Source organism: Pseudomonas sp. NPDC087614 (genome assembly GCF_044743485.1).
In the GTDB taxonomy this organism is placed as follows: Bacteria; Pseudomonadota; Gammaproteobacteria; order Pseudomonadales; family Pseudomonadaceae; genus Aquipseudomonas; species Aquipseudomonas baetica_A.
Map to the genome: position 1 here is coordinate 35,977 of NZ_JBIUWN010000004.1, position 20,457 is coordinate 56,433.

The following is a 20,457-nucleotide window of genomic DNA, read 5'->3' on the forward strand; positions in this document are numbered from 1 at the left end:
TTGCGTTTTGTTAGGCACGTCGCATTTTCATGCACTTTATTAGTGCGATGCCAGTGTATGGCTATCAATCAATAAACAGACAATGAAAACAAAGGTGGCAGTGGGTTTGCTCGCCAAAGCGATGGGCAGTTAGCCAGCGCATTGCCTGACACGACGCCTTCACGAGCAAATCCGCCCCCACGGTTGTTGCGGGATCAGCTACCGGTACGGATCTTGTTCCACACCCGCGTACGAATCCGGTCGATGTTCAGCGGCATAGCCTCAAGCGCAAACAATTTCCCCATCATCTGCGGACTCGGATAGACCTTGGTGTCGTTCTTGATCGCCGGATCGATCAGGCTGTCGGCCTGCTCGTTGCCGTTGGCGTAGTGCACGTAATTACTGATGCCGGCCATCACGTCCGGACGCAGCAGGTAATTCATGAACGCGTAACCGGCCTTCTCGTCGGGCGCATCGACCGGCATGGCGACCATGTCGAACCAGATGGCGGCGCCTTCCCTGGGAATCGCATAACCGATATCGATGCCGTTCTTCGCTTCCTTGGCACGGTTTTGTGCTTGCAGAATGTCGCCGGAGAAGCCAACCGCTACGCAAATGTTGCCGTTAGCCAAATCGCTGGTGTACTTGGAGGAATGAAAGTAGCTGATGTAGGGCCGAACCTTCATTAACAAAGCTTCGGCCTTCTTGTAATCCTCGGGGTTCTTGCTGTGGGGCGGCAGGCCCAGGTAATTGAGCGCCGCCGGCAGCAGCTCCGGGCCGTTGTCGAGTATCGCCACGCCGCACTTTTGCAGCTTTTCCATGTACTGCGGTTTGAAGATCAGGTCCCAGGAATCCACGGGCGCATTGTCGCCCAACACCGCTTTGACCTTGGCAACGTTATAGCCGATGCCGGTGCTGCCCCACAGATACGGGAAGCCGTGCTCGTTACCCGGGTCGTTGGTCTGCAAGGCTTTGAGCAGCACCGGGTTGAGGTTCTTCCAGTTTGGCAACTGGCTCTTGTCGAGCTTCTTTAGCGCGCCGCCCTGAATTTGCCGGGCCATGAAGTGGTTGGAAGGAAACACTACGTCGTACCCCGATTGTCCGGTCATCAACTTGCCGTCGAGGGTTTCGTTGCTGTCGTAGACGTCATAGGTGACGCCAACGCCTGTCTCTTTCTCGAAATTCCTGGTGGTGGCCGGCGCGATGTAATCGGACCAGTTGTAAACCTTGACCGTTTCGGCGGCATGACTGATGGAGGCAGCCAGCAACAGCGGCGCCAAGGCGAGGGTTTTCTGGATCATGAGTCGATTCCTGTAGAGGCTATTGTTGTTGGCAGGCAATCAAAGGATCAAACAATCAGAAAATCAGCACGTAGCTCTTGCGCACGGTTTCCTGGATATCCCAGATACCGAGCGTGTTGGCCGGCAACATCAGTGCGTCGCCACCTTGTATGTGCAGGGTTTCACCACCGTCGTCCGGGGTGAACGTGCAGCGGCCGGAGATGAAATGGCAGAACTCCTGAGCGGTGATCTGCCGGCGCCAACGGCCGGGTGTACATTCCCAGACGCCGGTTTCAACGCCATCGTCGCGCTCGATGCTGGTGGTCGAAGCGATGGCGATCGGCTCGCCGAGGGGCACGGCCACCGGGCTGGATTCGTCCAGCTTCAGCGAGGCGGTGTTTTTAAACTGGGTGATGCTCATGGCGTTACCTGTCTTGTGAATAAACAACGTTTAGTGCATGAAACCTTCCATGAAGCCCGCCACTTGGCTGGCAAGTTTGCGCCGCCAGGGCGCCGTCGCCGGGTTGGCCAGGGTCTGGTCTTCGTGGACGAAACTCTTGATGATCGCGTTGTAGCCCAGCCAGCGGCACGGCTCTGGCTCCCAGGCGCGCAGCGCGTGAATCCCGCCATCGGGCAACACCCACGGCTGGTTAACCAGTTCGCTGTCACGCTCCAGAATCAGATCCGCCAGGGTGCGACCACCGAGGTGGCTGGCACCGACGCCCTCCCCGCCATAGCCGCCGGACAGCGCGATACCGTTGGCCCGATCGCAGAGCATGTGCGGTTTGAATTGCCGGGACATGCCGAGATTGCCGCCCCACGCGTGGGTGATCTGCACGTTTTTCAGTTGTGGGAACAGTTCGCCGAACAGATATCGGCGCAGTTCAACTTCATCGCGGGTCAGGTCAAAGTTGTGGCGCAGCTTGCCGGCAAACTGATAGCCGCCGCGGGCGCCGAAAACCAAGCGGTTATCGGCGCTGCGCTGGCCGTAGGTGACTTGGCGGCTGAACTCGCTGAAGGCCTGGCCGCGATTGAGGCCGATTTCGTCCCAAGTGGCAGCGGACAGCGGCTCGGTGGCGACAATCAGGCTTTGCACCGGCAACTGATAGCGACCCAAGGGCGGCAATGTCACCGAATAACCTTCAACCGCCGGCACGATCCAGCGACTGCGTACGCTCGCCTTGGCGGTGCGCAAGCTGCCCGACTGCCAATGTGTGACCGGGCTGTTTTCGAAGATCTTCACACCCATGTTTTCCACGGTACGCGCCAGCCCCCGAACCAGTTTCGCCGGGTGCAGGGTCGCCACGTGGGGGGCGTAAATGCCGCCATAAGGCTTGGCGACACGGATCTGTTGCGCCAGTTGCTCGGGGCTGAGCCAGCGGTAATCGTCGTCGGTCAGGCCTTGTGCGTGCAGCTTGGCCAGGTATTCACGCAGAGACGCTTCCTGCTCTGGATAACGTGCAGCGCAATACAACACACCGCCCTTACGATAATCGCAGTCAATGCCCTCACGTTCGATGACAACTTCGACCTCGTCGGGGATGGCGTGCAGCAGATCATACGAAGCGCGACGCTGCTGCGGTGACAGCCCGGCGAGCAAGCGCTCCTCACCCAGCAAATTACCCATCAGCCAGCCACCATTACGGCCAGACGCTCCAAAACCGGCGGTTTGCGCCTCGACGATTGCAATGTCGAGGTCGGGTGCGTGTTTCTTCAGGTAGTACGCCGTCCACAGCCCCGTGTAACCGGCGCCGATGATCGCCACGTCGACATCAAGGTCCTGTGTCAGCTCCGGCCGCGCGGTCAGCGGCTCATCGAGTTGATCCATCCACAAACTGATAGTGCGCCACGCCGGCATGCAAGACTCCGCCACTGAAAACCTTCGATGGCGTCGATCCTAGTGCGCTTGCTCAGCCGAAGTCTTGCGCGCGTGTCCGCAAAGAAATTTGTTTGGCGTAAGCCTTGGGTGACTGACCGGTGTGCTGGCGGAAACAGCTATAAAACGCCGATATTGAATTGAATCCGGCAGCGAACGCCATTTCGTCAATGCGCAGAGGTTGGGCCGCATCGTCCAGAGATTTGAGCAAATGCTGCAGCCGCGCCTGGTTGACGTATCGATAGAAGCTTTGACCAAGGACTTGATTGAGCAAATAGGAAATCTGATTGCGGCTGTACCCACACTCCTTCGCCACACGCTGCAAGTCGAGTTGTGGATCAAGGTATGGCTGCTGACGCTCGAAGTATTGCTGCAGGTCTTCGGCCATAAAACTCAGCTGTCGCGGCGAAAGGCCCAGCCGACTGACCGCTGGCCGCTGATTCGGCGCAGCCTTGTTGCTGGCCTGCGCACGCACAAGTGAAGCGTATTCGTTGACGCGCCAGATCAGCCCGTCCTTGACCGTGATGGCTTCGCTGGAGCGGAACGACACCAGGCCGTCACCGCCGCGCAGGGTCACTTCGTATTGAATGAACGCCGTGTTGCCATCGACGCGGATGCGGTCGCAATGCTCAAGGGTTTCGTCGGATTCTCGCGGCATGCTCACGCGCACGTACTCACGCAAGTCATCGAGGCTGAGCGCACGGTTCTGGAAGAAATCGTTGTATTGGATCTCTGGATGGTACAGCGCCATGACACTGTCCAGATCGCGGTGTCTCCAGCTCAAGTGGTAACGCATGACCGTCGCGGCTGTGGCCTGGGTCTGTTCGGGGCCGTCATCGTCGGCGTGCATATTAGGCTCGGCGAAAAAGATTCGAGCTTGCCCAAGATCGCCACGCGCATCAATGATTAATCCATAGTGGCATTTTGGCGACGATTGCGTAGGCCGTGACTTACATCAAAAAATGCGAAGCAATCGCAAAATGAACTGAAAAATCTCACAGTAGTTTCACATCAGGATGCTACTTTTAATGTCAATCACCGGTTGAGCCAATGAAGGCTCTTCCCACCTCACATGAGCAAAAGGAAGCGCTCGATGAAGAAGGCGGGCAACACATGAATACAAGTTCAAGCAAAGTCACGTTCCCCAATGCATGCCAGCTGATGCGCTGGCATTTTCATCCCATGGGTTTCGAGGCAACGATGGATGCGCCGGGCAGCATGATCGCCCGTCTGTTTGATCGTGCCAGCGGCGAAACCATGATCGCCATCGCCGGCATTCCTTGTGCCACGGTGATGAATGCGGCGGATGTCGAGCGAATTATCGAGGCTGTGGAGGATGAGCTGGAAGCTTTCATTCCTCCAGAGTCTTTTAGGAATTACGCATAAACTTATGATTTAAAACAAAAAAAGCCCGTATTGTTACGGGCTTTTTTGTGGATGATACTTTCAGGCGCTTTGCCTTGCCGCACGGTGATCAACGAAGAACGGCTTGCCCTTGGCGATCCGGTCGGACGCCCGGGGCATGTTCACTGCTTGCGCTTCCTGCGGTTCGACATACCAGTAGCAATGACTCACCGCTCGGGTGATACCGACGTACGCCAGGCGCAGGATTTCATCTTTCTGCGCGCTGTCGTAAGGCTCGTTGTCGCCGCTTTTACCCAGTCCAGCCATGCGGTAGACCTGATTCTTGTAGGGCGAACTGGTCAAGTGCTGACAGTCACCGAGCAAAAACACCGCATCGGCCTGCAAGCCTTTGGCGCTGTGATAGGTCAGTTGTTTCAAGCGCCGCGCTTCGTACGGCAAGCTCGAATCAACATTAACTACTGAGCAAATATGCTCTTCAATCAATGACTTATCGCTACTTTTTCGATAAAGCATCAAGATCGAATGCCCCTGACGATAGTGTTCGGCGAGGCGCTGACCCAAGGCCTGATCGTCGCGTTCCAGCACGTTGACCGGCTGCAGTGCCTTGGGCTCACCGCTGGCCTTGGCCTTCTTGCCGGGAATGGCCGGGGCGGCACGAACGATGTGTTCAGCCGCATCGATAATGTGTTGATGACTGCGATAGTTGTCACTGAGCATGACCCGGGTGGTGCTCGGCGACGGGAACTCCTGGTTGAACGCCATGAAATAACTCGGCGAACTGCCGCGCCAGCCGTAGATCGACTGCCAATCATCGCCCACACACAGCAGCGACGAACGCTGCGCACCGCGTCCGACATGCATGGCCGGCCCCCGACTGCGTATTTCGCCGAGGCTGGCGCGAATCCACGAAACGATCTGCGGCGAAACGTCCTGAAATTCATCGATCATCAGGTGCGACATCGGCCGCAGTAACTCATCGCTGAGTAGTTTGAGGTTTTCCGGCGAGTGCTCGCTGAACAGCGCAAACATACGGTTGTAGGTCATGATCGGTGGCTTTTGATCGAGCAGATGGTCTTCGAATGCCCGCCAGAACAGGCTTAGCGCCTCGAAGAAAAACCGGTCCGGATCATCCTTGGCAAAACTCATGCGAGCGACAGCGTCTGGCACATCCAGACCCAGGTTCTCGATGAAGCCTGCTGCCGACACGAAGCAGTCGAGCAGTGGCGCGGAGGCCAGTTCGCCTTTGACCTTGTAATCGAAGCCCGGTCCGGCGCTGGCATCACCAGCCAAAGTGGCGAGAACACGCCTTGATGACTCGTAAGTATCTAGCCATATCAATGGCTTACGACAGAATGCTTGAAACAGGGTGCGTTTTACCGCCCACTCTGCGCGTATGGAAAGCTTAGCGTTTGGCCGGCTGAGCTGCGCATCTTCCCGTGGGTCAAAACCCAGAACCACCCAGGCATCAAGGCTGGGGATATAGCCATGGCAATGGAATGTCGAACCGTTGATTTCGAAGGTCTGGCGATTCGGTTCGACCCCTTGGATAGGCCAGGCGCCAGCGCGAAACCACAAATCTTCAATGGCATCACAGAGTTCTTCATCCCGCTTGGCCGCCAGTTCGGTGACGGCCATGCGTTTTTGTACATCCGGGTGATCGCGCTCCAGCTCCTTGAGCTGCATGCCTGCCTTGGCCATCGGCTGGATTAGCTGACGGAATCGCTCGTCCTGAGTGACCAAGCGGTGGTAGCAGGCATTGAGTTGTTGGCGCTGGGCGTCGTTGATGCGCAGGTCGAACGGATTGCTGTCGACCTCCTCGTCAGCGCCCGGAGCCCGATGACTAAGGTTCTCAAATGCCTGCAAACGCTCGAAACCCGGCAGGCTGCGCACCATCGGCAGGATTCGCGAATGAAAGGTTCGCACCAACTCTCGTGCCTGCTTCAGGCCCAAAGCCTGACCCCAGAGCGCAAACAACTCGATCAGTTTATTGATGAAGTCTTTGCGCGACTCGCGGGTGAACGTCACCACGGTCATCGAATCGAGCTCAAAACCCAGGTAATGCGTCAGCAACACAATACGCAACACCAGCGTGGTCGACTTGCCCGCGCCGGCACCGGCAACCACGGAAGTCGAAGGCGTATCGCTGAAAATCATCTTCCACTGCGCAGCACTCGGCTGGGCATGTGCTGGCAGCAGACACGCGACATCAGCCTTCATGCGTTTCTTCAGCTCGGCCGTCAACGGCAGGCGCCAGTCATCGAACAAGTGATTATCGACACCCGGCGGGCGATGCTCGGTGCTGCGACTGTCGCGAATCAGCAAGACCTGCCGACCTTCCTCCAGCCCATCGAGCTTGCCCTCTTTATAGCCGTACTCGACGCCTGCGGTGTGACCACTGCGAAAACCGTCAGCCTGGCCGTGCAACCACGATGCCCGATGCTGGGCGCGCAGACGGGTCAAGCCATGGCCGAAGAAACGCGCAGCAAGACGCTTGAACCAGGGCATCTCGGCCAATGGACGAAGTTCGGGAGGAAGATCGGGGGTGTGTTGCGCCACGCGAAGGGCTCCAGTGGGTAAGGCGGTTGGCGGCTATGGTGTCTGTATTTGCTGTTGAGTTCTAGCGAAATGCTTACAGCTCATTGGTTTAGGTGATGAATTGAAAGTGGCGGGAGACAGTTTCGACGTGGTCTTTCATCAAGTTATTCGATGCTGATGCCGCATTTTTTACGCTTTTTATCGATACCTTCCTGATAGATGATCGCCGTCATAAACCACCGGTCTTGTGCCGGGTGCGGACACAGCGCCCCGTGACGAACCTTTTTTGAGGAGACGATCATGCTTGAACTCAGACCTTTCAGCTCGCTGGGCGGCGCCCATCATGGCTGGCTGGATGCCCATCACCATTTTTCGTTCGCCGAATACTACGATCCACAGCGCATGAACTGGGGCAATTTGCGGGTCTGGAACGACGACGTGATTGCCGCCGGCACCGGGTTCCCGCAACACCCCCACCGCGACATGGAAATCATCACCTATGTGCGTGAAGGTGCGATTACCCACCAGGACAATCTGGGCAACAAGGGCCGCACCGAAGCGGGCGATGTGCAAGTGATGAGCGCCGGCACCGGCATCGCGCACAGTGAGTACAACCTGGAAGCAAAGGACACCAAAATCTTCCAGATCTGGATTCTGCCGACCGAAACCGGCGCTGCGCCGTCGTGGGGTGCGAAACCGTTCCCGAAAGGGCATCGCGAAGGCTTCGTGACCTTGGCAAGCGGCAAGGACGGTGACGACCAGAGCCTGCGAATTCGCGCCGATGCTCGCTTGGTCGCCGCCAATATCAAGGCCGGTGAAACCGCCGAGTATCACCTTGATGAAGGGCGCCGGGCTTATCTGGTTCCGGCCACCGGCGTGATTGAAGTCAACGGCTTGCGTGCACAAGCTCGAGACGGTGTAGCGATTGCACAGGAGCAGGTGCTGACGGTTACGGCGATCGAAGACAGTGAAATCGTATTGGTGGATTTGGCTTGATTGCTTGATTCAGCAAACAAAAAAGGGGCAGCCATGACGGCTGCCCCTTTTTTAGGCTTCGCGTTTATCGAGCCCTACTGGCTGGAAATGGCACCATCGACCAAGGTCTGCGCTTCGGCCACCAACTGCTTTAAGTGATCATCGCCAATGAAGCTTTCGGCGTAGATTTTGTAGATATCTTCAGTGCCCGACGGACGTGCTGCGAACCAGCCGTTTTCGGTCATGACTTTCAGACCGCCAATGGCCTGATCGTTGCCCGGCGCGTGACTGAGGATGCTCTGGATCTTCTCGCCGGCCAACTCGGTCGAAGTGACCTGCGCAGGCGACAGCTTGCTCAGCAGGGCTTTCTGTTCGGGATTGGCCTTGGCGTCAACGCGCACAGAGAACGGTTCACCCAGTTCGGCGGTTAGCGCGTTGTAAGCCTGACCTGGATCGCGACCGTTGCGAGCAGTCATTTCCGCGGCAAGCAATGCCGGGATCAGGCCGTCCTTGTCGGTGCTCCAAACGCCACCGTCCTTGCGCAGGAACGATGCGCCGGCGCTCTCCTCGCCACCAAAACCCAACGAACCATCGAACAGCCCCTCAGCGAACCATTTGAAACCGACCGGCACTTCGTACAGACGTCGACCCAGGCGCTTGGCGACGCGATCGATCAGACCACTGCTGACCACGGTTTTACCCACGGCGGCATCGGCACGCCAGTGCGCACGGTTCTGGAACAGGTAATCGATGGACACCGCCAGATAATTGTTCGGCGCGAGCAAACCACCAGATGGCGTCACGATGCCATGGCGATCGTGATCAGGATCGCAGGCAAACGCCACGTCGAAACGATCTTTGAGGCCAATCAATCCCTGCATCGCGTAGCTGGACGATGGGTCCATGCGAATCTGGCCGTCCCAGTCAACGGTCATGAAACGGAACGTCGGATCGACTTCCTTGTTCACCACCTCCAGGTCCAGACGATAGTGCTCGGCGATGGCCGACCAGTAGCGCACCCCTGCTCCGCCCAACGGATCGACGCCCAGATGCAGCCTGGCATCACGAATCGCATCGAAATCGATCACGTTGATCAGATCGGCCACGTAGCTGTTTACGTAGTCGTGACGGTGAGTGGTGCTGGCCTTGAGCGCCTGCTCGTAGCTGATCCGTTTAACGCCAGCCAGTTTATTGACCAGCAGTTCGTTAGCCTTGGCTTCGATCCACTTGGTGATGTGGGTGTCGGCCGGGCCGCCGTTGGTTGGGTTGTATTTGTAGCCACCGCTTTGTGGCGGGTTGTGCGACGGCGTAATGACGATGCCGTCGGCCAGGCCCGAGGTGCGGCCACGGTTGTAGCAGAGAATGGCGTGGGAGATGGCAGGCGTCGGCGTGTATTCATCACCTTCGGCGATCATTACTGTCACACCATTGGCCGCCAGTACTTCCAGCGCGCTGGCCCCGGCCGGGGTCGACAGTGCATGAGTATCGATACCGACAAACAGCGGACCGGTAATCCCTTGAGCCTCGCGGTAAAGGCAGATCGCCTGACTGATGGCCAGAACATGCCATTCGTTGAAACTCAAATCGAAGGAACTGCCCCGGTGACCAGAGGTGCCGAACGCCACGCGTTGCGTTGAAATGGAAGCGTCAGGCTGGCCGGTGTAATAAGCCGTCACCAGTCGCGGGATATCGACCAACAATTCTGCCGGTGCCGGTTTGCCCGCAAAAGGACTGAGAGTCATGCAAAACCTCTGGAATAGAGTGGTTCAGAAATAGAGCGCAGTTTACTGGCAGTTTGACCGCAGCGCGATGGGATCTATCCGGCACACTTGCGATGTTTTTTAACGTTAATCGTCGGGCGCCAGACGCAATGCGTCGCCCAATAGCCCGACAACGCTGACCAGTTCGTGATCGCCAAGACCCAGCGGGCTCAAACGCAGATGGTGCGCATGCAACCCCTGCAGACTGAACAGCTCCCCCGGCGCAATAATGATCTGTTGCTTGAGCAGACGCTGAAACACGTTACCCATATCGACCGGCCGTAACGAACGGACCCACACAGTCGCCCCACCCTGCGGTTCTGCAATCTGCAGCGCGTCGCCCAGGCGCTCGCGCAATAGCTGGATCAATTGCGTACGGCGTTCCTTTAGCATCCGCCGCAATACGGCCAGGTGCTGATCCATCCGGCCACCCCCCAACAGTCTGGCGATGGCCTTTTGGCGAATTGGTGACAATCGGAACGCACGCAGCAGGAAATGGCGTTGCAATTCACGGCGCCAATGATGCGAAAGGACAAAACCGAACGGTGCCTCTGCACCGATGAATTTTTCGAACGAGGAAAACACCAGCAAGCGATCGGGATCCAGCCAGTCCCGCAGGCGCCGGGAGTCTATCCGCTCGTCAAACTCGCTGTAGCAGTCGTTTTCCAGAACCCAGGTGCCATGGCACCCCAGCAGATGCGCAACGGTCTGCCGATTGGCCTGAGACAGCAGACTCCCCTGAGGCATGCTCAATACCGAAGACAAAAGGATCAGCCGCACCGACTCTTTCTTGAGCAACGACTCCAGTCGTTGTGGATCAATCACTCCCCCGTCCAGCAGTGGCAACTCGATGACGCGCACGCCGGCGGCCTCCAGGAGACGCAAGATCACCCAATCACAGGGCGATTCGACCACCACGGTGGCCCCGCGCAACTCAAGTACCGAAATGAGTATCTCCAGCACACCACGAAGATCGGCACCGATATAGACGTCATCCGCATGCCAGCAGTTAACCGTTGACGAGGTGTATCGTGCGGCCAGGACCGTGCGCAATTCCAGTTCACCGCTGGGTTGCACCAACCATTGCGGCTGGCGTGGATACTGGCGTAGCAGTTCACGTTCGAGCATCAACAACGGGCTGTCCAGCGATTGCAGTGATGCCGGATCGTCGTCGCTCAACACGCGCATTCCCGGGCGCTTGGTGTTGACGTAAACAGTTTCCAGCATATCCCTGCCGCTACCGGGCAAATCCATGGCGGGCAATGCTTGCGCGTAATAACCGGACTTGGCTATCGAATAGACTCGCCCCTCCTTTTCCAGTAGCGAATAGGCGTACTGGACGGTCGAGATAGAGACATTCAGCCGATCAGCCAGTTGGCGCAGTGAGGGCAAGCGCGCTGCCGAACCACTCCCCGCGTCATCGATCAGTTGCGTCAGATAACGATAAACCGCCTGATAAACGAAGTCGTTTTCCCGCGTTGCTTTCACGAGCTCGCCTTCATGGGCTCTGATTTACCTTTTGGCAAATGGATCACGATCAGCCTTCCGCCGACCGATCGACTGCCGACCCGGAATCTACCCCGTCCAGGCTCGCGTTTTGCTCGGCGACTTCGCCGGGGGAAGGCATCTGAATCGGACTCATGGCGTAAAGACGAACAATCAGTCCGACCGACAAACCGCTGACATCGGTCATCCACTTCAGGACCTGCTCGGGTGCATGCAGGCCCTGCATCGCCCGGTGCAGATCCGGCAGCGCAACCAACATCCCGGGATGGCAATTGCGCAGGAACCGCTCAAGCCCGCAACCGCTATCAATGAACGGTGCGAACAAAAGACACGTCAGCTGGATTTCGCTCAGATCAAAACGGGTTTGCAGGCAGCACTCCGCCTGCAAGCGCAACTGGCCAGGCTCCTGCAGATTGCCAAAGCTGGAAAGCAGCTGTTCGCACACCGGTTCGGGTAACTGTTTTGCGCGCATCGTTGCCAGGCAGCTTTGCAGGTAATCGCTGATACCCGCCTCGTAGGTTCGCCCCTCGATGAGTCGCGCCTGAAGGCCACACAAATGCGCTGCCACCAGGGGATCGGCGTACTCATCATCACCTTGATACAGCGCCAGGTCATCGGCCTGAAATCCAAGAAAGTCACTCAGCAAGGGCCAGCGCTCTTCAAGCTTGCCGACGATCATGTCATTGATGCCGATGAAACTGGTGCGTCGACAGGTTTCAAATTGACCTTCAGGACGCCACGCGACCCGCTCCTCGTCCGTATAGAACTCGCGATAGTAGTCGCCACCGAGTCCGTCAAGCAGCGGAAAAAGCGTTTCGAAGCCCGCGGAACTGGCTAGCGATCCGGCGATTGCCGCTTTCTGCACCGCACGGTTCAACCCATCGAGAAATTGCTTCTGACGGCGCGGGGATTCGCTACCGATCATCGCATCGACACCATTGTTCCAGCGGGCGACCTGACCGTAGTACTCGGCGGTGGCCAGATAAGCGTCATCCCAAAACTCCAGCGTTTCACTGAAGGTCCTGCGGTGACCGAGCAGCAGCAAGTTGATACGGTTAGCCTCACGCCCTTCGTCACAGATAGGTGCCTGATGATCAAACGGCAAGACCTGACGATGATCCACCATCAACAACTCGACTCGTGGGTCATCGTACAGAAACAGTGCGCTGTAGCTGCGATGCATGTTTTGCAATGCCGTCTGGCTATTGCCATTCCAGCGCAAAGTCGCCACCCGCAACTGGAAGGTCGCGGGTGCACGCCCTGCGATACTCAACTGCGCAGCCCGCAGCAATGCAAGCGTGTAACAACTGTCGCGCGAGCCGGTCTGGTTCACTAGCACCTTGAAATGGCCAATGTTCTCCATGCCGCCAGCGGCCACGGCCAGTCGCTGTATCAATAACTGCAACGCCGTGCGCTCTGCACGGGAAAAGAAGCTCAGCAAACGCTGCAATACCTGCTGGTAGACATAATTCATAGCCTGGTCATGGATCGTGCTCATCGGTATTTACCCGGTATCAAAAGTTTCATGCCATAACGACGGAAATATCAGCCGCACGACAATTCATCAAGTAAGTAATAGACGCTCAAATGCTAACACTTACAAATTCGTAGTTATTTGAAACACTTGAGCTGCTAAAAACCCGCCAATCACCGAAGAACAGCATCAAGCCCCTGTATTTGTTCGGTTTTTTTCTATGTTGAATATTCCTAGGAAACTTCCCACAACGTCCCACGACAAGTGAGTACAAAAAATAGAGAAGTAGTTTCCGAATAGGCCTACAACAATTAAACAGGAGTCGGCGCGTTCAACAGCGCTAGCCGTTTTATGTAATGCAGGACAAATTGAATGCACAGCCATGGCTCATTCCTTGAGATGAAAGTAATCCTTCAATTATCAGGGCTTATAGTTCGATTAGAAGATACAGATCGGGAGCAAAAACCAGTTCAGTTGCTGAACTGTCCGCAGGCAGCGCCAAGGAAGTCTGTTGTTCTGCAGAGGGGGGGATAAACGCAAAGGAGTCCGTGGGGCCACGGACTCCAGGGCCAGGCTTTACGCCGGTTCGACTTGAAGAGCGACCCGTTCGCGGCAGGGGCATTCGTCCATATAGCGATGCGCTTCGACGAACTCGTTGAACGGGAATACACGGGTCTTGAGCGGCACCAGCACGCGGTCAGCGGTCAACTGGTTGATGTCACGCAAGGCTCGTTGCAGGGCGACGTGATCCTGGGTGATGCCCAGTTCCGGTTTGCCGGTGAAGTTGCCGATGCAATGCACGAAGAACTGAATATTTTTCTGGAACGCCGCACACGCTGGAAATGGCGTCTGGTTACCGCCTTGCAGACCATACAATACAAGGCTGCCACGCGGTGCAAGGACATCGCCAAGCAGCGACATCTGCGGACCGCCAAGGCCATCGAAGACGACGTCGACACCACGGTTGTCGGTGATCTTGTTGATTCGCATCAACAGATCTTCCTCTTCGGTGACAATGACCTTTTCCGCGCCAAGGGACATCAGGTATTCGCGCTCTTGCGCCTTCTTGGTCGCGGCAATCACCCGCACGCCCATCGCCTTGCCCAACTGGACAAACGAAGGGCCGGCGCAATGGCTGGCGTCTGTCACCAGAGCAAACTGTCCCGGTTTGACCCGCGCCAGATCGGCGTAAGCAAAATAAGCGATCAGCAGCGGTGTGTAATGCACGCTCGCTTCGATTGGGCTGAGCACATCCGGATAACGGGTCAGCGCGGTACGCGGCAGCACAATCGACTCGCCGTAGACGGGGTAGTCATTCGGGCTTTCAGCTGGGAAACTGGCGACCTTGTCACCAACGGACAGGTCTTCGATATCGGCACCGACCGCCGTGACCACACCGGCCATCTCATGGCCAAGGCCTGATGGCAGGCGTGCCTGGGACGAGGCCAGGTTTTGACGCCAGAGCGTGTCGTACCAACTGATGCCGATTGCCTCGACACGCACCTGCACTTCGCCAGGACCTGGCTGAGCGGCCGCATGCTCTTCGCATTTGAGCACCTCGGCCGGACCAAACTTGTGAAAACGGATCGTGCGGGACATCGCAAACCTCGTCAAAGTAACCTCTAATGCCCTGAACTCTATCTGGGCTTTTAACCCAAGACTATCAGTGGCTATTAATAGTCGACATGCCTGTCATTGATTCCGCAGCATGGGTGGCATGGGTGAAATCCATGAAAAACGGCTGCCACCGTCTGAGTAAAACTGAATTTACGGGTGCAGAGTAACAGCCTTTCCCCGTAAGATTCATGCCGGCCATTGTTCTCATATGGCCGCTCTCGTCAAGCTTGATGACTCTGCCAGGACTCCAGATGAATCGTAATGACCTGCGTCGTGTCGACCTGAACCTGTTGATCGTATTCGAAACATTGATGCACGAACGCAGTGTGACCCGGGCGGCGGAAAAACTGTTTCTCGGGCAACCGGCGATCAGCGCGGCGCTTTCGCGCCTGCGCAGCCTGTTCGATGACCCACTGTTCGTGCGCACCGGCCGGAGCATGGAACCGTCCGCCCGCGCGGTGGAAATCTTCGCCCTGCTCTCGCCCGCGCTCGACTCTATTTCGACCGCGGTCAGCCGCGCAGCGGAGTTCGACCCGGCGACCAGCACCTCGGTGTTTCGCATCGGTTTGTCCGATGACGTCGAATTCGCTCTGCTGCCCATGCTGCTAAAACGCCTGCGCGCCGAGTCGCCGGGGATCGTACTGGTGGTGCGTCGGGTCAACTACATCCTGATGCCGGGTTTGCTGGCATCAGGCGAAATCTCCATCGGTGTCAGCTACACCACAGACTTGCCGGCTAACGCCAAACGCAAGGTCTTGCGCCGTAGTCAGCCCAAGTTGTTACGTGCCGACACCGTACCCGGGCCACTTAGCCTTGATGATTACTGCGCACGCCCGCATGCGCTGGTGTCGTTCGCTGGTGACCTCAGTGGCTTTATCGACGAAGAACTGGAAAAACTCGGCCGCAAACGCCATGTCGTACTCGCCGTGCCGCAGTTCAACGGCTTGAGCACGTTGCTGGCGGGCACCGACATCGTCGCAACCGTGCCGGACTACACCGCCGATGCACTCACGGCGGCCGGTGGTGTTCGAGCAGAAGATCCGCCGTTGCCGACCCGTACGTTTGAACTGCACATGGCTTGGCGCGGGTCGCAGGATAACGATCCGGGTGAGCGTTGGTTGCGGTCGCGGATTCAGATGTTTTTTGGCGACCCTGAGAGTCTTTAGACGAACACCAAGTACGTATTGCCGAGAATCGCTTCGACCATTCGATAAACCGGCCGAGTGAAAACGATGAGAGTTCACCGCTTCACTCGGGCAGGGATACTAATATTTGAAGCGACCCACCAGGCCTTTGAGCTGACCAGAAATTTCTGTCAATCGACCCGAGCCAGTCTGTGAGGATTGGGCAAAGCCTTCGACCAGTTGGGCATCGGCATGAATCTGCGCGATGTGCCGATTAATCTCTTCGGCCACCTGGTGCTGCTCTTCGGCGGCTGTAGCGATCTGGGTGTTCTGGTCGCGGATCGAGTCCACCGAGCCACGGATCTTGTCGAAGCTGTCACGCGCCTGCTGGATGCGTTCCACACTGGCGTGGGACACCTGCAGGCTGCCTTGCATCTGCTGCGTGACTTCCAGGGTGCGGCGGGCGAGATTGCCCAGCAAGCTGTCGATCTCGCCGGTGGAGTCGGCTGTCCGACGCGCCAGGGCGCGGACTTCGTCGGCGACCACGGCGAAGCCTCGGCCTTGGTCTCCGGCGCGTGCCGCTTCAATCGCTGCGTTGAGCGCCAGCAGGTTGGTCTGCTCGGCAATCGAGCGGATGGTGTCGAGAATGGTGTTGATGTTCTGGCTGTCCTGCTCCAGCAACTGCATGGTCTGGGTGGACTTTTGCAGGTCTTCGCTGAGTTTGAGCACGCTGCCGGTGGCTTCGCCTATGTGCTGCTGGCCGTCATGTACATCGCGGTAGCCTTCGTCGGCACTCGACGCGGCGGCGCTGCACGAACGCGCAACTTCGTTGGCAGTCGCGACCATTTCGTTGAACGCCGTGCTCACCAGTTCCACGGCTTCACGCTGGCGACCTGCAGCCTGGTTCATGTTGTTGGCCACTTCGCTGGAGTCGGCGGCGGCGGCCTGCAGGTCAGATGAGGCATTGCCGATGCGCTGCACCAATTGTGCAATCATGCCCAGGAACTGGTTGAACCAGCCCGCCAGACCGGCGGTTTCGTCCTTGCCCTGCACCTTGAGTTGGCGCGTCAGGTCGCCTTCTCCTTCGGCGATTTCTTGCAGGCCGTCGGCCACGCCGCGAATCGGACGCACGATGACGCTGGCAAAGCTGGCGCCTACAATCGCAAACACCAACGCCAATGCCGCTGCAATGGCCGCGATCAACCAAGTCAGGCGGGTGGCGTCAGCCATCACTTCATCACGCTTGATCAGACCGATAAAGCGCCAGCCCAGGTCCTTGGAACTGACCACGTTGGCCATGTAGGGCACGCCATCGATCTCGATCTGGGTCACGCCGTCGCCTCGCTTGGCGAGTTCGGCGTAGTTGGGGCCCAGGTCGGCCAGGGGTTTGAAGTTGTGCTTGGCGTCGCTGGGATCCACCAACACGTTGCCGTTGGCTTCCACTAGCATCAGGTAGCCGCTGTCGCCCAGTTTGATGTTGCGCACCAGTTCGGTGAGCTGTTTGAGCGACACGTCCAGGCCAACCACGCCCAGGATATTCCCGGCGGCGTCGGCGACTGTGTGCACGGTGCCGATCAGCGTCACATCGTCCGGGGCCCAATAGTAGGCACCAGTGCGCACGGTGGCACCTGGCGCGGCGATGGCCGCTTTGTACCAGGGACGTACGCGCGGGTCGTAGCTGTTCAGTTTGGTGTCGTCTGGCCAACTGGCGTAGCCGCCGTCGCTCAGACCCAAGGACAGGTAAGCGGTACTCGGGTGGCTTTTGGCAAACTGGTCGAATATCGCCAGCAGCTCTTTGTTGGTCTGAGTGAGGGGGATTTGCGCTGCATCGGCGCCAGCGTAGTTTTTGAGATCTTTGGCCGCGATAACGCGTGGATCCTTGGCTACGTAGTCGACGTTTTGGCTGATGCCGTCAAAAAACTGCTTCATGCCATTGTCGATCTGGCGGATCTCGCGACCGCTGCTGTCGAGGAAATTGGCCTGGGCCCCCTCTCGCAGATTCAGCACTACCAAAACGGCGACCAAAATGACCGGGACGCACGCGATAGCCGCGAACGCCCAGGTCAGCTTCTGCTTGATATTCATGACTTCACCTGCGGGTATTTATAGTTTTGGCAAGGAGAAACGCTAGCGCTGAACGTTGCATGTGTTGTTATAAGGAGATAGAGCCCATGCGCAATTGAGTTATCGACCGCGACGGTGCGCACTTTAGGGCGATACCGATACCTGCCTTAAAGCAATAAAGATACGACGTCTTAGAACACCTCTCGAATCCGTGTGTTTAGAAATGTTTTAAGGTCGCGGGTTATTGTCGTGCTCCTTGAACGTCATCGAATCACGCCAATTTCAGGTAAAAAAACCGCTTTTCAACCAAGAGGTAACTTTCCAGCCTGAGAAAATAGCGATTGATGTCATCCAAGGACAGTCATAGGATGACTGACCACAATCATAAAAATAAGGGATCATCTGTGAGAACGCCCCTCCTCTTGACCGCTGCGGTTGTCTACGGTCTCAGCCTGCAAGCCAATGCCGACACCTTTGCCTATATCTCGAGCCCGGGAGACGGGCTGATTTCCCAGTACAGCCTTGACCAGAACAACGGCGCGCTGCGCCTGATTGACCAGGTCAATGCCGGTGATCAGGTCAACCCCATGGCCATCACCCCTGACGGCAAAGTGTTGTTTGCGGCCTTGCGAGTCAAGCCGTTCCAGGTGCTGGGTTACAGCATCGATCCCAAGAGCGGACATCTGACTCCACTGTCCAAAGCGCCGCTGGCAGAAAGCATGGCTTACCTGTCTACCGATAGAAAAGGACACTATCTGCTTGCTGCGTCCTACGGTGCCGACACCATCACCGTTCAGGCCATCGACAAGACCTATCAGCCTTCTGCCAGCATCCTGAGCTACAAGACAGGCCCGCATGCGCATTCGATTCGTACCGACCCGAGCAACCGTTTTGCCTACGCGGGCAATCTTGGTGCGGACAAGGTCCTGCAATATCGCCTCGATGCCACCACCGGCGCGCTCACCCCTATCGGCAGCGGTTACATCCGTGTCGCGGACAATACCGGGCCTCGGCACCTGGCCTTTTCCCCGAATGGCAAATACCTGTATGTGGTCGGTGAAATGAGCGGCACGGTCACAGCGTTTTCAATCAATGACAGCACCGGCGCATTGACTCAGATTGCCGTTGCCAATGGCATTCCCGAGCGTTTGAAACTGGCTCACGGCGAAGTGCGTGATGCACGTAACAACGACTTGAAGGACGACCCGACACCACGCATATGGGCGGCGGACCTGCGGATCTCGCCCGATGGCTCGCTATTGTTGATGACCGAGCGCACCAGCAGTTCGGTTTCGGCATTCGCAGTTGACCCTTCAACAGGCGGCTTGAGCTTCATCGATAATTACCCGGTCCAAGAGAAGCAGCCACGCAATATCGCTTTTTCACCCAATGGGCGCTGGTTGCTGGTGACAGGCGAGAAAAGCGAAAAAGTCGGCACTTACGCAATCAGCAACAACGGCGCGCTGAAACGTGTCGGTGAAGCGGCGTCGGGCAAAGGCGCAGTATGGATTGAAGTGTTGAAAACGTCGGCGAAGTAATTAAGGCTCGGCGCATGGAGGTCGGGGGTTGGCTCATTCCGTCCTCCCTGTCGATGATGATCTTTCTTTGGCTAAGGGCACATCTTGCGCCGATGGGCGACTGCACCCGCCTCTTCGGTTCGAACTGGAATTAAAACTCAATCAAAAGGCCCGTCAGCTCAATTTCAAGCTCCGGGCCGAGTGATTCGAGAAACTGACAAGCAGTAGAACGCCAGTGCCAGCGCCGCCAACGTACCGCCCACCACGCCAGTGAACGCAAAGCCTAACTGGCCGCCGACCCAACTGCCCAGCAGTGCCCCGCCGCCAATGCCGACGTTATAGATCCCGGAAAACAGCGCCATCGCCACATCGGTCGCGTCCGCAGCCAACACCAGGACTCTGGACTGCAACGCCAGCCCAAACCCCATGATTGCCATCCCCCAGAACAGGCTCAGCGCGCCCAGGTACGAGACCTTCCCACTCAACGGCCACAGCAATGCCAGGCACAAGGCAAGCAACGACACGCAGATGATCAGAAAGCGCTGCGGGTTATAGCGGTGCAGCCAACTGAACAGCAACGAACCGAAAATGCCCGCACCGCCGAATAGCAGCAAAATAAGGGTCACCACATCGCCACTCAGGCCCGCCACCTGCTGGATGAAAGGCTCGATGTAGCTATAGGCAGTGAAATGGGCCGTCACTACGACGGCCGTCAGGAGATAGAGCGCTACCAGCGCAGGTCGCTTCAACAACAGGGGCAGACTTCTGAGCGAGCCTGAGTTCTGGCTGGGCAACAACGGCAAGGCCTTGGCCAGCCAGAGCACCAACACAGTGGCCAGCACCGCGATAACGATGAAGGTGGTGCGCCATCCCATGGCCTCGCCCAATAGCCGGCCTAGGGGAATTCCCAGCACCATCGCCAGGGAAGTACCGGTGGCCAGCAAACCAAGGGCCTGGACCTGCTTGCCCGCTGGCGCGAGGCGCACCGCCAGAGAGGCCGTGATCGACCAGAACAACGCATGCGACAACGCCACGCCGACCCGGCTCACCAGCAGGACACCGAAACTGTTCGCCAGACTCGACAGGATGTGACTGACGATGAATATCCCAAACAGCACGAGCAACAACTTGCGCCGCTCGACGTTGCGGGTCATCAGCATGATGGGCAGCGACGCCAGGGACACCACCCACGCATAAATCGTCAACATCAAACCGACCTGAGCGGTGGACATGTCGAAGCTGCTGCCAATCGAACTCAACAGACCGACAGGTACAAACTCGGTGGTGTTGAACACAAACGCAGCCAGGGCCAGTGCAATGACCGGATACCAACTGCCCTCGGTTGTCGCCGTAGAAGTGTTCATTGAAAGCCACATTATTCTGTC

Annotated in this window: 15 protein-coding genes and 2 pseudogenes; 4 read left to right on the forward strand and 13 right to left on the reverse strand. The window is 57.5% G+C overall.

Annotated features, from left to right (window positions below):
- Positions 1–194 precede the first annotated feature (194 nt).
- The 4 genes from ACIOWA_RS02455 to ACIOWA_RS02470 are packed head-to-tail and all read right to left on the reverse strand — an operon-like array spanning position 195 to position 3,985.
- Positions 195–1,280 (reverse strand): polyamine ABC transporter substrate-binding protein, encoded by a 1,086-nt coding sequence (locus ACIOWA_RS02455; protein ID WP_339538913.1) that lies wholly within the window; start codon positions 1,278–1,280, stop codon positions 195–197.
- A 55-nt stretch (positions 1,281–1,335) separates the two neighbouring features.
- The gene (locus ACIOWA_RS02460) at positions 1,336–1,680 is read right to left on the reverse strand and encodes a cupin domain-containing protein (RefSeq protein WP_401157987.1); all 345 of its coding nucleotides are present in this window, start codon (positions 1,678–1,680) and stop codon (positions 1,336–1,338) included.
- A 30-nt stretch (positions 1,681–1,710) separates the two neighbouring features.
- Positions 1,711–3,117 carry an FAD-dependent oxidoreductase gene (locus tag ACIOWA_RS02465; protein ID WP_339464225.1) on the reverse strand — a complete coding sequence of 469 codons (1,407 nt, stop codon included), beginning with the start codon at positions 3,115–3,117 and terminating at the stop codon, positions 1,711–1,713.
- Between the two features lie 52 nt (positions 3,118–3,169).
- Positions 3,170–3,985, reverse strand: coding sequence for a helix-turn-helix domain-containing protein (locus ACIOWA_RS02470; protein WP_401157989.1), 816 nt, complete (start codon positions 3,983–3,985; stop codon positions 3,170–3,172).
- Positions 3,986–4,248: 263 nt separating this feature from the next.
- Between ACIOWA_RS02470 and ACIOWA_RS02475 the strand changes: the two genes are divergently transcribed.
- A complete protein-coding gene (locus tag ACIOWA_RS02475) occupies positions 4,249–4,521 on the forward strand; it encodes a DUF1652 domain-containing protein (protein ID WP_339464310.1) in 273 nt (90 codons plus the stop codon).
- A 60-nt stretch (positions 4,522–4,581) separates the two neighbouring features.
- On the opposite strand, the gene ACIOWA_RS02480 is transcribed toward ACIOWA_RS02475, so the two are convergent.
- Positions 4,582–7,056: a UvrD-helicase domain-containing protein gene (locus ACIOWA_RS02480; protein ID WP_401157991.1), complete on the reverse strand. Its 2,475-nt coding sequence runs from the start codon at positions 7,054–7,056 to the stop codon at positions 4,582–4,584.
- Positions 7,057–7,199: 143 nt separating this feature from the next.
- Positions 7,200–7,337 (reverse strand): hypothetical protein, encoded by a 138-nt coding sequence (locus ACIOWA_RS02485; protein WP_339464229.1) that lies wholly within the window; start codon positions 7,335–7,337, stop codon positions 7,200–7,202.
- On the opposite strand from ACIOWA_RS02485, the gene ACIOWA_RS02490 reads away from it, so the two are divergent.
- Complete coding sequence (locus ACIOWA_RS02490; RefSeq protein WP_339464230.1) at positions 7,336–8,031, forward strand: pirin family protein; 696 nt, start codon at positions 7,336–7,338, stop codon at positions 8,029–8,031. The two genes, ACIOWA_RS02485 and ACIOWA_RS02490, sit on opposite strands and share 2 nt — an antisense overlap.
- 74 nt (positions 8,032–8,105) lie before the next feature.
- On the opposite strand, the gene pgm is transcribed toward ACIOWA_RS02490, so the two are convergent.
- From pgm to ACIOWA_RS02510, 4 genes are all read right to left on the reverse strand, one after another.
- Positions 8,106–9,752, reverse strand: a complete 1,647-nt coding sequence (gene pgm / locus ACIOWA_RS02495; protein ID WP_339464231.1) for a phosphoglucomutase (alpha-D-glucose-1,6-bisphosphate-dependent) — start codon at positions 9,750–9,752, stop codon at positions 8,106–8,108.
- 105 nt (positions 9,753–9,857) lie between these two features.
- Complete coding sequence (locus ACIOWA_RS02500) at positions 9,858–11,258, reverse strand: PLP-dependent aminotransferase family protein (RefSeq protein WP_401157994.1); 1,401 nt, start codon at positions 11,256–11,258, stop codon at positions 9,858–9,860.
- 49 nt (positions 11,259–11,307) lie between these two features.
- Positions 11,308–12,774 (reverse strand): hypothetical protein, encoded by a 1,467-nt coding sequence (locus ACIOWA_RS02505; protein ID WP_339464233.1) that lies wholly within the window; start codon positions 12,772–12,774, stop codon positions 11,308–11,310.
- Positions 12,775–13,326: 552 nt separating this feature from the next.
- Positions 13,327–14,349 carry a zinc-dependent alcohol dehydrogenase family protein gene (locus tag ACIOWA_RS02510; RefSeq protein ID WP_339464234.1) on the reverse strand — a complete coding sequence of 341 codons (1,023 nt, stop codon included), beginning with the start codon at positions 14,347–14,349 and terminating at the stop codon, positions 13,327–13,329.
- 269 nt (positions 14,350–14,618) lie between these two features.
- Between ACIOWA_RS02510 and ACIOWA_RS02515 the strand changes: the two genes are divergently transcribed.
- Entirely contained in the window at positions 14,619–15,533 is a 915-nt protein-coding gene (locus tag ACIOWA_RS02515) for a LysR family transcriptional regulator (protein WP_401157996.1), read from the forward strand.
- A 99-nt stretch (positions 15,534–15,632) separates the two neighbouring features.
- On the opposite strand, the pseudogene ACIOWA_RS02520 reads toward ACIOWA_RS02515, so the two are convergent.
- Positions 15,633–16,169 (reverse strand): annotated as a pseudogene (locus ACIOWA_RS02520) (methyl-accepting chemotaxis protein); the annotation flags it as partial.
- 324 nt (positions 16,170–16,493) lie between these two features.
- Positions 16,494–17,576 (reverse strand): annotated as a pseudogene (locus tag ACIOWA_RS02525) (cache domain-containing protein); the annotation flags it as partial.
- A 383-nt stretch (positions 17,577–17,959) separates the two neighbouring features.
- Between ACIOWA_RS02525 and ACIOWA_RS02530 the strand changes: the two are divergent.
- A complete protein-coding gene (locus tag ACIOWA_RS02530) occupies positions 17,960–19,093 on the forward strand; it encodes a lactonase family protein (protein WP_401157998.1) in 1,134 nt (377 codons plus the stop codon).
- 164 nt (positions 19,094–19,257) lie between these two features.
- Here ACIOWA_RS02530 and ACIOWA_RS02535 read toward each other — a convergent pair whose 3' ends face one another.
- A complete protein-coding gene (locus tag ACIOWA_RS02535) occupies positions 19,258–20,436 on the reverse strand; it encodes a sugar transporter (RefSeq protein WP_401158000.1) in 1,179 nt (392 codons plus the stop codon).
- Positions 20,437–20,457: the final 21 nt, after the last annotated feature.

Bases quoted from the DNA above. Each gene is read 5' to 3' on its own strand.
- ACIOWA_RS02455 (WP_339538913.1), bottom strand. From the start codon at position 1,280: ATGATCCAGAAAACCCTCGCCTTGGCGCCGCTGTTGCTGGCTGCCTCC.
- ACIOWA_RS02460 (WP_401157987.1), bottom strand. From the start codon at position 1,680: ATGAGCATCACCCAGTTTAAAAACACCGCCTCGCTGAAGCTGGACGAA.
- ACIOWA_RS02465 (WP_339464225.1), bottom strand. From the start codon at position 3,117: ATGCCGGCGTGGCGCACTATCAGTTTGTGGATGGATCAACTCGATGAG.
- ACIOWA_RS02470 (WP_401157989.1), bottom strand. From the start codon at position 3,985: ATGCACGCCGACGATGACGGCCCCGAACAGACCCAGGCCACAGCCGCG.
- ACIOWA_RS02475 (WP_339464310.1), top strand. From the start codon at position 4,249: ATGAATACAAGTTCAAGCAAAGTCACGTTCCCCAATGCATGCCAGCTG.
- ACIOWA_RS02490 (WP_339464230.1), top strand. From the start codon at position 7,336: ATGCTTGAACTCAGACCTTTCAGCTCGCTGGGCGGCGCCCATCATGGC.
- ACIOWA_RS02485 (WP_339464229.1), bottom strand. From the start codon at position 7,337: ATGATCGTCTCCTCAAAAAAGGTTCGTCACGGGGCGCTGTGTCCGCAC.
- pgm (WP_339464231.1), bottom strand. From the start codon at position 9,752: ATGACTCTCAGTCCTTTTGCGGGCAAACCGGCACCGGCAGAATTGTTG.
- ACIOWA_RS02505 (WP_339464233.1), bottom strand. From the start codon at position 12,774: ATGAGCACGATCCATGACCAGGCTATGAATTATGTCTACCAGCAGGTA.
- ACIOWA_RS02510 (WP_339464234.1), bottom strand. From the start codon at position 14,349: ATGTCCCGCACGATCCGTTTTCACAAGTTTGGTCCGGCCGAGGTGCTC.
- ACIOWA_RS02515 (WP_401157996.1), top strand. From the start codon at position 14,619: ATGAATCGTAATGACCTGCGTCGTGTCGACCTGAACCTGTTGATCGTA.
- ACIOWA_RS02535 (WP_401158000.1), bottom strand. From the start codon at position 20,436: ATGAACACTTCTACGGCGACAACCGAGGGCAGTTGGTATCCGGTCATT.